Origin of the sequence: Clostridium muellerianum (genome assembly GCF_012926525.1) — a bacterium.
GTDB classification, from domain to species: Bacteria; Bacillota; Clostridia; order Clostridiales; family Clostridiaceae; genus Clostridium_AM; species Clostridium_AM muellerianum.
The window spans coordinates 103715-117875 of sequence record NZ_JABBNI010000025.1 but is presented as its reverse complement, the minus strand read 5'-3'; the positions used below and the strand labels follow the sequence as shown (position 1 = coordinate 117875).

General features: G+C 27.8%; 10 protein-coding genes. All 10 read left to right on the top strand.

Translation table 11 applies throughout. The features are described 5' to 3' along the window. Positions 1 to 292 precede the first annotated feature (292 nt). The 10 genes from HBE96_RS13545 to HBE96_RS13500 all read left to right on the top strand — a co-directional run bounded on the left by HBE96_RS13545 (position 293) and on the right by HBE96_RS13500 (position 14159). Positions 293 to 1216, top strand: coding sequence for a sensor domain-containing diguanylate cyclase (locus HBE96_RS13545; RefSeq protein WP_169298268.1), 924 nt, complete (start codon positions 293 to 295; stop codon positions 1214 to 1216). A 196-nt stretch (positions 1217 to 1412) separates the two neighbouring features. Continuing rightward, entirely contained in the window at positions 1413 to 2828 is a 1416-nt protein-coding gene (locus HBE96_RS13540; protein WP_169298267.1) for a CheR family methyltransferase, read from the top strand. Further along, positions 2815 to 3306, top strand: coding sequence for a chemotaxis protein CheW (locus HBE96_RS13535; RefSeq protein WP_169298266.1), 492 nt, complete (start codon positions 2815 to 2817; stop codon positions 3304 to 3306). The genes HBE96_RS13540 and HBE96_RS13535 overlap by 14 nt, the downstream gene beginning before the upstream one ends. Before the next feature lie 26 nt (positions 3307 to 3332). Next, positions 3333 to 5378, top strand: coding sequence for a methyl-accepting chemotaxis protein (locus HBE96_RS13530; RefSeq protein ID WP_169298265.1), 2046 nt, complete (start codon positions 3333 to 3335; stop codon positions 5376 to 5378). A 17-nt stretch (positions 5379 to 5395) separates the two neighbouring features. Beyond that, positions 5396 to 7615 carry a hybrid sensor histidine kinase/response regulator gene (locus tag HBE96_RS13525; protein WP_169298264.1) on the top strand — a complete coding sequence of 740 codons (2220 nt, stop codon included), beginning with the start codon at positions 5396 to 5398 and terminating at the stop codon, positions 7613 to 7615. Positions 7616 to 7667: 52 nt separating this feature from the next. After that, a complete protein-coding gene (gene cheB / locus HBE96_RS13520; RefSeq protein ID WP_169298263.1) occupies positions 7668 to 8693 on the top strand; it encodes a chemotaxis-specific protein-glutamate methyltransferase CheB in 1026 nt (341 codons plus the stop codon). A gap of 42 nt (positions 8694 to 8735) precedes the next feature. Continuing rightward, positions 8736 to 10100: a diguanylate cyclase domain-containing protein gene (locus HBE96_RS13515; protein WP_169298262.1), complete on the top strand. Its 1365-nt coding sequence runs from the start codon at positions 8736 to 8738 to the stop codon at positions 10098 to 10100. Between the two features lie 385 nt (positions 10101 to 10485). Beyond that, complete coding sequence (locus tag HBE96_RS13510; RefSeq protein ID WP_169298261.1) at positions 10486 to 11736, top strand: hypothetical protein; 1251 nt, start codon at positions 10486 to 10488, stop codon at positions 11734 to 11736. Between the two features lie 42 nt (positions 11737 to 11778). Further along, entirely contained in the window at positions 11779 to 12963 is a 1185-nt protein-coding gene (locus HBE96_RS13505) for a hypothetical protein (protein ID WP_243186934.1), read from the top strand. A gap of 17 nt (positions 12964 to 12980) precedes the next feature. After that, complete coding sequence (locus HBE96_RS13500) at positions 12981 to 14159, top strand: hypothetical protein (protein WP_169298260.1); 1179 nt, start codon at positions 12981 to 12983, stop codon at positions 14157 to 14159. Positions 14160 to 14161: the final 2 nt, after the last annotated feature.

Here is a 14161-nt window from a genome sequence, read left to right as displayed (position 1 = left end):
TCATGCGTCGCTGGCAGAACCCTTAGATAGTTCACTATCTGCTGAACCTGCCTCCTTGCCTGACGCAAAATATCCTTTGCATCTGGACTTATTATTTTCTTTCAGATGCCTAAATTAAAATATAAGGTTGTCTGAAAAAGATAACTTTATTTTTTTGTATAAAAATAAGGCGAATTGCATATTTAAAGTACCTTAATTATTCCTATATAATAAACAGGTATTTATATCATTACCAATATAAGTTATAATATATAAAAGATGGATTTGTGAATGGAGGGGGCTAAACTTTAAAATGGATAAAAACATAGAGATGTTAGTTGTTGAAGATGTTTTTGAAAATGCAATACAAAGAGCTAAGGAATTAGAAGATACAAATATCAAATTAAAAAAAGCTTTTAAAACTATAAAGAAACTAGAAAAAAATTATAGAGCAATTCTTGAAAGTAGTAAAGATGCTTTAGTAGTAATCAATTATGATAAAGAAATACTTTATTTGAATCCTGCATCAAAAAAATTGTTTGGACAAAATTATAAAGAATTAATAATAGATATTTTAAATTTTGACGAAATAGAAAATAGTGATAAAGAAATTACAATAAATTATTTGGATGGAAATAAAATTATTGCTAATATGTGTATTTCAGAAATAAATTGGGAAAGTAAACAAGCTTATCTTCTGTCTATAAGAGATGTTACTGATGAAGTACGTTTGCGCGAACGATTTAAAATTCAATCTCTTACAGATGAACTTACACAGTTATATAATAGAAGAGGATTTTTAAGTTTAGTTGAAAATAAAATTGAAATTGCAAAATGCAGTAAGAAAAGTGTAACATTATTTTTTATTGATATTGATGGTATGAAGGACATTAATGATAAGCTATCTCATAATTATGGAGATTATGCTATAATAGGGGCTTCAACTATTTTAAAAGAGACCTTTGGTGAAAACGATATTGTAGCAAGAATAGGAGGAGATGAATTTGCAATTTTAGCTATGGATGTAGATGAATATGAGGCCAAAAGGATTATAAATAAAATTATGGAAAAGCAAAAAGACTTTAATAGAAATAATGAATATTGCTTTAATGTATCTATGAGTATAGGGACTGCATACTTTAATTCAGAAGAACCAATAAATATTAATGAATTAATGGAAAAGGCAGATAAAAAAATGTATGAAAATAAGAAAAATAAACGTGTGCAGCGAAATTAAAAGAAGGAATTTCATATAGCGATAGAGTCATCTAGAAAGGTGGCTCTACTTTTATGCATGTAAACAGAATAATAAGTGATTTTATTACTATATGGAAGTATTTATATAAAGGACAATATAAGGTATAATATATAATGATATTTTAGAAATAGGAGTTTAATATAGTTTATATAAAGTTTTAATTAGAGGGATAAAAATGAATGATGATATTTCAAATAGTGTACTGGAACAAGCAAATAATTTTATAGAAAAGAAGTTCGGAATATATTTTAGTAAAAAAATGACTAAGAATCTTTTAAGAATATTATATAATATTGCCAAACAAAAGAATATTGAAATTGAAGAGTATATTAATAGTATGATTTTAAATAGACTTTCTCAAAAGGAACTTGAATATTTAATAACAAATATAACTATCGGGGAAACTTACTTTTTTAGAGATAAAAAACTATTTGAGATAGCTAGAGATAAAATATTAACTAATGTAGTTGAAAGAAAGCATTCCAGCAAAACTTTAAAAATTTGGAGTGCAGGTTGTGCAACAGGAGAAGAAGCTTTTTCAATAGCTATTATGCTTAAAGAAGCTATTTCTGATTATGAAAATTGGAATGTTGAAATTATTGCTACAGATATAAATGACAATTTTTTAAAAAAGGCTAGGAATGGAATATATGGTGAATGGTCTTTTAGGGGAACTAGTGAAAGTTTTAAAAAAAAGTATTTTGATAAAATTAATAATAATGAATATAAAATTAAAGATTCAATTTTAAAACTTGTAAAATTTCATAATTTAAATTTAGTAAATAGTACTTATTATTTAGATAATGAATTTATCAATGGTGTGGATATTATATTTTGTAGAAATGTTCTAATATATTTCAATAAACATAGAGCACAAGAAATAATTGGGCGTTTTTATAAATCACTTTCAAGTGGAGGATGGTTAATTGTAGCTCCTGCTGAAAATATGTATGTCAATGATACATCTTTTAATGCTGTGAACATTGATGGTGCATTTTTATATAGTAAAAATACTGAAGTGAAAAAATGGGAAGAGATTACTTGCAAAAAAAATGCATTAGAAAATTTTTTACTGAACAGTGAAATTAATAATTATAACATATTAAAAAATAATTTAGTATCATTTTCCGAAAAGGTTGGTACACCTATAAATTCATATAAAAAAGAAGTAAAGACTACTGTTAAGCAGCTTAAAGATTTGTGTCAGCTTCTAGCTAATGAAGGAAAACTTCAAGAAGCACTTGAGTGTTGTAAAAAAATTATTTGTCAAGATAAAATAAATCCTGAAAATTATTATTTGCTTGCAACAATTCAAGAAGAAAAAGGCAATATTACTGAAGCCATAATATCATTAAAAAAAACTATTTATTTAGATTCCAATTTTATTATGGCGTATTTCAATTTAGGAAATTTAAACTTAAAACAGCAAAAATTTAAAGAAGCTTTTAAAAATTTTCAAATATCTCTTATATTACTTGAAAATTTTAATGAAGAAGATATAGTTCCACATTCAGAAAAAACTACAGCAGGAATGCTTAAACAAGTAATTGAAAATATAAAGTTTAAAGGAGAACTATATGGAGAAATGTAATATTAATAATGAAAATAACAGTATAGAAGTAGTTGGATTTTTATTACATAATGACAAAAATAAAGAAAAGTATGCCATTGAGGTTTTATATGTAGAAGAAGTATGTTTTTTCAAAAGCATTACGAAACTTCCATGTACTCCTATTTTTATTATAGGAATAATGAATTTTAGAGGAAAAATAATATCTGTAATAGACATTAGAAATTTTCTACAATTCACTTCGAAATCAATAGATTGTAAAGATGTTAAAAATATAATAGTTGTAAAGTTCAATGATATTGAATTTGGAATAGCAGCAGATTCTATTTTAGGATGTACTAAAATTTCTATGTTAGAAATACAAAAAGATATTTTACCTATAGAAAATACAAAAAAACACTACTTTAGAGGTATAACAAGAGAAAAAAGTATTATTTTAAATATTAAAAATATAATATTAGATAAAAAAATTATTATAGACGAAGAAATTTTTCAATGATATTTACAAGGGGGAAAAATAAAAGTATGAAAAAAATCAATTTACTTAATGGGTTGAGGACAAAACTTATCATATATTTTTTAATAATAGCAATGGTACCATCAGCTATTATAGCAGCACTTGGCTACAATAATTCAAAAAAATACCTTAAGCAGCAAGCTATTGATGAACTTACTGTTTTGAGAAATGAAAAGAAACATGATATAGAAGATTATTTTAAGTCTGGTAAAAGTAGAATTTCATATATGGCGCAAGAACCAGCAGTTGTAGAAGCTATGACAAAGCTCATTCAGACTCCTATTAATAGCGCTGATTATAATAACGTATACAATAAATACAACCCTACGTTTACCAACTTTATAAATACAATGGAAAAAGGAGACATACTATTAGTAGATTCTAAGACAGGAAGTGTTTTGTATTCAACTTTAAAAGAGCAGGATTATGGGGCTAACCTTTTAACAAGTTCATACAAAAATACCAATGTAGGCAGAGCATTTCAAAGTTGTAAAAATAGTAATGACAAAAATTTTACAACGATTACTGACTATGAATTTTATGCACCTTCCAGCAATAAACCTATTGCATGTATAGCAGCACCTATATTCAATGGAGATGAAAAAGTTGGAGTCCTTATTTTTAAGTTAGGAACAGAAAGAATAGATGAAGTTATATCTAACGATAACAATTGGAAAGATATGAATCTTGGGAAAACTGGAGAAATACTTTTAATTGGAAGTGACTACAAGCTTAGAAATAACACGCGATTTTTAAATAACGAAACAGATGAAAAAATAAAAGCAGCAAAATCTACCATACTTTTAAAGGAAATAAAAACTAAAGCTGCAGAAGATGTACTAGCTGGTAAAACCAACATTGATACATACTTTGACTATGATAACAATAAATGCATTATTGCTTATACTCCTTTAAATATTGATGGATTGAGATGGGGAATATCAGTTAAAATAGATGAAAATGAAGCATTTAGTCCAATAAATAAGTTGCAAAATTTAATGCTTATTGTTTTAATAGTTGCACCTTTAGCTATAATAGTTATTTCTTTTACTATAGCATCAAGTATTGCAGCCCCAATGATAAAAATGTCAAAGGCTGCACGTAGGATTTCAGAAGGAGATTTAACAGTTAAAATACCTGAAGAAAAACGTTCAGATGAAATAGGAATTTTAATAAACTCATTTTCTAATATGCTTGGACAGCTTAGAAAGCAGACAAAAGAAATTACTAATGTGGTGAATGTTATAGCAGCTTCTGTAAGTGAAATTACAGTTTCACTTACTCAAGTGACTTCAGGAGCGGCTCAAACATCTTCTTCAGTTAGTGAAACTACAGCAACAGTAGAAGAAGTAAAACAAACTGTACATATATCTAGTGAAAAGACAAAAAATGTTTCGAATACTGCAAAACAATCTGTAGAAATATCAGGAGCAGGTGTGAAAGCAACAGAAGAAACTATAGATGGAATGAACGAGATAAATAATCAAATGCAAAAAATTGCAGAAAGTATATTAGCTTTGAGCGAACAAAGTCAGAATATTAGCGATATCATAGAGAGTGTGGAAAACATTTCAGAGCAGTCCAACATTCTAGCAGTAAATGCTTCAATAGAAGCAGCTAAAGCAGGTGAACAAGGGAAAGGTTTTTCCATAGTAGCACAGGAAATTAGAAATTTAGCAGATCAATCAAAACAAGGAATCAGACATGTAAGAAATATATTAAAGGATATTCAAAAGGCTACCAATACAGCTGTAATGACTACAGAAAAAGGAATAAAACTTGTGGAAATAGGAATGAATAAGGCATCTGAAGCAGGAAATGCTATAGAAAAGCTAATGAATAATATAACCATTTCTGCTCAATCAGCCATGCAGATAGAAGCTTCAAGTCAACAGCAGTTAATTGGAATGGATCAAGTTGCTATAGCAATGGAGGGAATAAATGAAGCAAGTATTCAAAATGTGGATAGCATGAAACAGTTGGAAGAGGCAACTAACAATCTTCAGGAAATGGGAGAAAGACTTAAAGAACTAATTAAACAGTATAATGTTTGAGGAAAGAGAGGATGAAGATGAATACAAATGATGATGAATTTTTAAAAAAACTTATTTCTACATTTAAAATAGAGGCTCATGATCATTTAAAAAATATTTCATTATCTCTGCTAGAATTGGAAAAATCCCAAGGTGATGAAAAAAAATCAGTTGTTGAAACTATACATAGGGAATTTCATAGTTTAAAAGGAGCAGCAAGAGCAGTAAATATTGAGGAAATTGAAACTATCTGTCATAGAGTTGAAAATATATTTTCTGACATAAAAAAAGAAAAGCTGGTTTTAAATGAAGAAATGTTTGATGTAGTTAATGAATCAGTTGATATTATGGAAGAAATAATTTCTTTTCCAAATGATATTAGAGATATTTCTAAGATAATTAGAAAAATAGAGAATGTAGCATTGGTAAACAATTCAAAACAGAAATTAATTGAGGTAAATAATGTAGTAGCAAAAAAAACTCTAGAGATAAAAAAATTGCAGCCGCTTGTTAAGTCAAAAACAGATGTGGATTTAAGACAAGAATATAATAAAAAGCAAGAATCTGTAAAAGTTTCTATAGACAAGTTGCCTAATGTGATTAGAGTTTCTAAAGATAAGTTAGATTCTTTACTAATTCAAGGAGAAGAAATGCTTTATATAAAGCTTTCTGCTAATGAAACTGTAAAGGAAGCTAAAGCTATAAAGGAATTATTAGATTTGTGGAAAAAAGAAAAAGATTATAATTATATAAAAATGATAGAGAATAGCATAAATAGCTTAATAAAGTCATCTGAAAATGATGAAAGTACTGTAGAAACTATGATGAATAAATTTATGGAAGATATAAAAGATATAATGTTGTTGCCATTTTCTTATATCCTTGAGATGTTTCCTAAAATGGTAAGAGATTTATCTAAAAAAATGAATAAAAAAATAGAATTTATAAGTGAAGGAACAAAAGTAGAAATTGACAGGCGTATTTTAGAGGAAATTAAGGACCCATTTATGCATATAATTAGAAATTGTGTAGATCATGGTATAGAAAAGCCAGAAGAAAGAAAAAAGTTAGGGAAAAGTCCTAAAGGAACTATAAAGTTAATTATCACACAAATAAGCGGGGATAAAGTGAAAATTCAAATTTCAGATGATGGTTCAGGAATTAATATTAATAAAGTTAAAGAAAAAGCTGCTAAAAATCATATATTGACACAATCAGAAATTAAAAATATTGATGATGAAAGTGTAAAAACATTGATCTTTAAATCAGGAATTTCTACAAGTGATATAATTACAGATATATCAGGCAGGGGATTGGGACTTGCTATTGTACATGAAAAAATACAAAACCTTGATGGTACTATAAGTATAGAAACTGAAGCCGATAAGGGAACTGCTTTTAATATAATACTTCCAATAACTATTTCTACAAATAGAGGAATAATTGTGAAGGTATCAAATCAGGAATTTGTAGTACCCACAGGTAAAGTTGAAAAAGTTATTAGAATCAAAAATGATGAAATTGAATTAATAGAAAATAGAGCTGTGGTAGTATGGCAAGGATATATTATTCCTATTTTTGATCTTAAGGATATATTAGAAATATCAGATAGTAATATAGAAAAAAGTTCTAGTGATATTGTATCAATTTTAATAATTAATTTTATGGAACAAAGAATGGCTTTAAAAGTTGACGAAATAGTAGTAGAACAGGAAGTACTTGTAAAAAGGTTTAATAAGCCACTAAAAAGGGTTAAAAATATTTCAGGAGCAACCATTTTAGGTTCTGGCAGGGTAGTTCCTATATTAAATGTTCAGGATTTAATAAAATCTTCTTTTAAACATAAAGATAACTATTTTAAAGTTAACTCAGTTAGTGAAGAAAAAGTAGTAGAAAAGAAGTCCATCATTGTTGTAGATGATTCAATTACATCTAGGACGCTTTTAAAAAACATTTTGGAAAACTATGGGTATCAGGTAAAAACAGCAGTAGATGGTCTTCAGGGGTGGAGGCTGATGGAAAATGAAAAGTTTGATTTAGTAGTAACAGACATAGAAATGCCTGTAATGGATGGGTTTGAGTTAACCAAAAGGATTAGGGATGATAGTAAGATTTCAGATGTACCAGTTGTATTAGTAACTTCATTGGAATCAAAGGAGGATAAGGAAAGAGGAATAGATGTTGGAGCTAGTGCTTATATTGTAAAAAGTGATTTTAGGCAAAGTAGTTTATTGGATACAATAAAAAGATTAATATAATAAGGATATTTGATTTTATGAAGCATTTTTATGTAAGAATAGGAGATAGAAAATGATTAAAGTGCTTGTAGTAGATGATTCTCTTATTGTTCAACAAATGATAGTTGATATACTAAATTCTGATAAAGGTATAAAAGTAATAGGTGTAGCTAATAGTGGTGAAAGTGCAATTAAATTTATGCATAAAAATAAACCTGATATTGTAACTATGGATATAATCATGCCTGGAATGGGTGGTTTTGAGGCAATCAAGATGATAATGGAAACAAATCCTGTACCTATTATAGTAATAAGTGGATTATCTGATAATGGAAATATGAATAAAACTTTTGAGGCTATGGAAGCAGGAGCTGTTTCGGTAATAGAAAAGCCTTTAAAAATAGAAAGTAATGATTTTGAAAAAATATCAGAAAATATTATTAAAACAGTTAAATTAATGTCGGAAATAAAGGTAGTAAAACGCAAGGCAAATTACAATAAAATGAAACCCAATGTTTCTAGTAAATTTAAAAATTCTTTTACAAATATAAAATTAGTAGTTATAGGTGTGTCTACAGGAGGACCGCCGGTACTTCAAACGATATTTTCAAAATTACCTGAAAATATTAAAGTTCCTATACTTGTTGTACAACATATAGTGCCTGGTTTTATAAATGGCCTTATAGATTGGCTTTCAAAATTCACAAGATATCCTATACATATAGCTAAACAAGAAGAGAAGGTATTACCAGGGCATATTTATTTTGCACCAGATGGATTTCATATGGAAATTAAGCCAAATAATAAAATTTTTTTAAGTAATGAAGAAAAGGAAAATGGTTTAAAGCCTTCAGTGTCTCATTTGTTTAGATCTTCTGCTGACTATTATGGAAAAGAAGTTATGGGAATTCTTTTAACAGGTATGGGAAAAGATGGAGCTAAGGAACTAAAATTATTAAAAGATAAAGGGGCGCTTACTGTGGTTCAGGATAAAGAGAGTTCTGTAGTTTATGGTATGCCCGGAGAGGCTGTAAAACTTGGTGCTGAAACATATATTCTTTCACCTGAAAAGATTGCAGAATTGTTCAAAAGATACTAGATGCAACAAAATGTTTGTAAGTAAAAGGAGGAAAAGCTAATAATGAATAGAAATGTAGAAATTTTAGTTGTTGAGGATAGTTTAACACAAGCAGAACAGCTTAGACTTATTCTTGAAAAAGAAAATTATAAAGTGAAAGTTGCCAAAAATGGTGTTGAAGCTTTAGAACTTATAGATGAATCTATACCTGATTTAATAGTAACTGATATTCTTATGCCTAAAATGGATGGATATGAATTATGCCAAAAGATAAAATCAGATGATAAACTAAAGAATATTCCAGTAATTTTACTTACATCGCTTGCAGATCCTATTGATGTTATAAGAGGGCTCAAGGTTAGAGCAGATAATTTTATAACAAAGCCATATAAAGAAGAATTTCTTATTTCAAGAATTCAGCATATGCTAATTAATATAGAGCTTAGAAAAAATAGAATAAGTGAAATTGGTATTGAGGTATTTTTTGAAGGAGAAAAATATTTTATTAATTCAGAAAGAATACAGATAATAGATCTTCTTCTTTCTACTTTTGAGAATGCTGTACAAAAGACTAAAGAACTTGAGGATACAAATATGAAACTAAGAAAAGCTTTTAAAACTATAAGAAAGCTTGAAAAGAATTATAAAGCAGTTCTTGAAAGCAGTAAAGATGCTTTATTAGTAATTAATTATAATAAACAAATACTTTACTCAAATCCTGCATCAGAAAAACTATTTGGTGAAAATTATAAAAAAGAAATACTGGATATTTTAAATTTTGATGAAATAGAAGACAGTAGCACAGAACTTACGCTAAGTTATCCAGATGGAAGTGAAATTATTGTAAGTATGCGTATTTCAGAAACAGATTGGGAAGGTAAAGAAGCGTATCTTTTGTCTATTAGAGATGTAACTGAAGAAGCATGTTTACGTGAACAATTAAAAATTCAATCTCTTACAGATGAGCTTACAAAGTTATACAATAGAAGAGGCTTCTTAAGTTTAATTGAACACAAAATTAAACTTGCAAAACTTAGCAAAAAAGGTATGATACTGTTTTTTGTTGATATTGACGATATGAAAAGTATTAATGACAATTTATCTCATAATTGTGGTGATCGTGCAATAATTGGTGCTTCAAATATTTTGAAAGATACTTTTAGTGAAAATGATATTGTAGCAAGATTAGGTGGAGATGAATTTGCAGTTTTAGCTGTAGATGTATATGAAAGTGATATTAAAAAATTTATGGATAAACTTTTAGAAAAGCAGGAACTTTTTAATGAAAAAAATGAATACTGTTTTAGCATATCTATGAGTGTAGGTGCTACTTATTTTAACCCCGAAGATTCAGTAAATGTTAGTGAATTAATAGAAGAAGCTGATAAACAAATGTATGAACATAAAAAAAACAAGCATATACGATGAATTAAATTATTTTTAAAAAGTATATTGGCATATAGTGTGAAAACGGAAACTATATATTTTTATTTACAACTAATTAAACCTTGTTGTGGAAGAGTATATAGTTTCTGCATTATACTGTAATTAGACATTAGGCATCTGAAAGAAAATAAAATTAAGATTTTTTTAAGATTTTAGTAATAAGTATGTAACATAATGATGATATAGTATAATTAAGAGTATTTAATTTAAATTAACCAAGTAAGTGGTTATATATACTTCTTACAACATTGATAATTACCCTTTAATAATATGTTCATTGTTTATTAATAATTTGTTTATTCTTAGCAATTATAATATAATATGTAAAGTGAAATTTTTTACAAATATTTATAGGGTGGATTTAAAGATGAATATTATAGATGTGTTAAATGAAATTAATAAAAAAAGTGAAAAAATTAAAGATAAAATTGCTCCTGTAGAGGTGCTTAAAAAGTTTAATGGTGGAAGATCTGGTGCAGGGGTATATATGGTGGAATATGGTGAGGATAATAAGGTAGGAATTTTGAAGATAACTAGCAGCAATGAAGCAGAAGTATTTCATAAAGCTTATGATTTGGCAGTACATAATAATATGCAAAAGTATGTTGCTAAGCTTATAACTAGCTATGAATTAGATAATAAAAATGACTCTACTTTATATGTTAATTTATATGATTTAGCTGGAGATGATATATACAAAAGTGAAACGTTCTTGGACAAGGTGATTAATGAAGATGAACTTAAAGACAATATAATATCTAAAATAAGTAAGTTTCTTTTCTGCTGGAATAAGGAACACGTTAAAAAGTATATGTCACCTGTTGATATAGTTAAAAGAGAACTTTCTTATAGATATATGGACAATAAATATGTTAAGGCTTTTGAAGATATAGGAGTAGATAAATATACAAAGTGGATATCATTAGATGGAACGGACACTATACTACCTAATCCATATTATTATTTTAATAACGAAAATGTTTGGAATGGATTAAAGGTAATTTGCCTTACTGCCTTTGCTCATGGAGATTTTCAGGGAGATAATATTATAATAACTGAAAATAAACCTATAATAATTGATTTTTGTGATTTACTTCAGAATTGTAATGTGTTTCATGATTTGAGGTATTTAGAATCTATTACATTAGGTGACTGCTTAGCAATTGATAAAGAATCTAATAGAGAACTTTGGAGCAAGGTATGTGAAAGCTTAAGTAGGGGATTAACGGAAGTTGAAATTCCACAGGGAAAAGGAATGAGTCTTTTAAGACAGCTTATATCTAAACTTAGATCAAATGTTAAATTAGTTGTTTCTGACAGCCGTAATAGCTTATATAATCCTTCATTTTATTTAGCAGGTATGTCATCAGGACTAATTAATATGAGAAAGTATATGGATATAAATAAGAAAAAGGCTGCATTTGTATATTCAGCTTATAATTTAAAAATGTTTCTTAAAGATGAGGCAGTTAATATGTATGAGCCTAGATTAGATTCCTGTATGGTTTTTAACTGGAAATGTGACAAAAAGGAAAATGCATTTGTACATTTAGAACCTATTAGTTCAAAAGCAGCTAGAAGAATTAAAATAACGGATAAGGTATTAAGTTTAACTTAAATAAATGTTCTGTATGTAAGTTTTGCTTCATATACACTTTAAATGGAGATGATTATTATGGAAGGCGGAAAAGAACAGGAACTTCAGGAATTATCAGAAGAAATAGAAATAATACTTTCAATTAAAGATGATATTTCAAAAGAGGAAATATGTAATTTTAAGAGTAAATTTTCTTTATTATCTGAGTATGACATAAGAAAAAAGATAAGTGAAATTACTAAAAATAATATATACTTAGAGGAATTTGAAGAAGTAGATATAGATGAAAAAATTGAAGATGATAATGAAATTAAGGATATACATAATGACACAGATGTAATAAATAAGCAGGAAAATAGTATTACAAATTTAGTTGTTACAAATGAAATCAATGAAAATGAAAATGGGAATGAAAGTTTTAAAGAAAATGAAAGCAATGAAAATGGAAATGAAAACGAAAGCTTTAAAGAAAGTGAAATTTCTAAAGAAAATGAAAATCCTAAAGAAACAGTAGAACAGGAAGAAACTATTGATGAGAATAGTAAGCAGAACATTAAAATAGTTTATGAGGATAACAAGAAGAGCGTTGAAATAGTAAACGAAGAAGATATACCAGAGGTTTCTTTTGTGAAAGCAGATATAAAGTATGGGCAGCTTTCACTAGAATGGGGTTGGAATGAAAAAATAGACAAAGTTTTAATATGCTATAGAATGGATAAGTTTCCTACATCACCTAAGGATTCTGCTGCATTTCAAGTTGTAGTTACAAAGGAAGACTGCAGGGAAAAGGGAAACTATATAATAAATAAAGTAAATGAAGGAAACTATTATTTTTCAATTTATGTCATGATGGAATGCAACGGTAAAACACTGTTTTCTAAAGCACAAAGGAGGCTTGTAACAAATAAGGAGCCTGTAGAAATATTTTATGAAATAAAGATAAAAAAGAGTTTATTTGGCAAAGTTAAAAGTGCAGAGGTAATTTTAAGCACTAATGAAAAAGAAATAAATTTGCCACAGCTTGTTTTAATCGGAAAGTTTGGTAATATACCTATTCAAAAATCAGATGGAGAAGCTGTATTAAATATTGATTATGATTCAATTACAGGTGAGGATTTATTAAGTTTTGACATACCAATTGAAAATTTAAGTAAGAACATGTATGTAAAGCTTTTTTTTGTAGATGACAGCAACAGCAAACTATATAGAATAATATCACCTTCAAAAGAAAATTTACATTTTAAGTAGTAAGGGAGATTAGTAAAATGAAGTTGAATTTTAAAAAGAAGGATCAATATATATGTCCCTATTGTTTTTCAAAACATGATTTAAGTGATGTTGAATTTTTATGTAAGAATGAGCTTCAAGAATGTAGAAATGCTAAAGAAGGAGTATTTTTAAGGCTAAAAAATGAGGATGGCAAAAATGAAATGCCAGATCATATGTTTTGTAATGAATGTGGAGAAATTACAAATACAAAGGTATGTCCTACCTGTCATATGGAATTGCCATATACCATAGGTAATTATGATGATTTAATATTTGCAGTTATAGGAGCAAAAGAAGCTGGTAAAAGTCATTATATTGCAGTGCTTATAGACAAAATAATGAACGAAATAGGTTCAGCCTTTAACTGTAGTCTTCAAGCAATGAATGATACTACTATAACAAGATATAGAAATGATTTTTATAATCCTGTGTTTAAGAAAAATGAAATAATAAGTGTAACACGTTCCGCTAAGACGGATTCTTCTGTAAAAACTCCACTTATATATAGTTTAAGCTTTAGAGAAGATGGTTTTTTTGGAAAGTTTTTAAAGTCTAACAAAAAAACTAATGTGGTTACTATAGCCTTTTTTGATACTGCAGGTGAAGATTTAGATTCAGAAGATACTATGAAAACTGTAAATAGATATATATACAATTCTTCAGGAATAATTTTTCTTTTAGATCCACTACAGTTAGAAAAGATAAGAGAAGATCTTCCTAAAGGAACACCACTACCAGAACAGAATACAGAAATAGAAGATTTGCTTTCAAGAACAGGAAATCTTATAAGAAGAGCTAATGGCATTAAAATGGATAAGTTAATAGATATACCTGTAGCTGTAGCATTTTCTAAAATGGATGCTGTAGAATCCTTAGTAGATCCTTCTAGTTGTATAAATTATTCTGGAAAACACATAAAAGAAGGCTATTTTGATTTAGCAGATTTTGAAGATGTTAATGGAACCATGGAAGCTTTAGTAAGAAGCTGGGGAGGAGAAAATTTTGCTAACCAGTTGAACTCTAATTTTAAAGATTATGCTTATTTCGGATTAACAGCACTTGGTTGTAATCCAGAAAGTAATAAGATTACAAAGTTAAGACCTCATAGAGTAGAAGATCCTTTTCTGTGGTTATTATATAAGTATAAATTAATAAAAGGAGAAAAAAGGAAGTGATT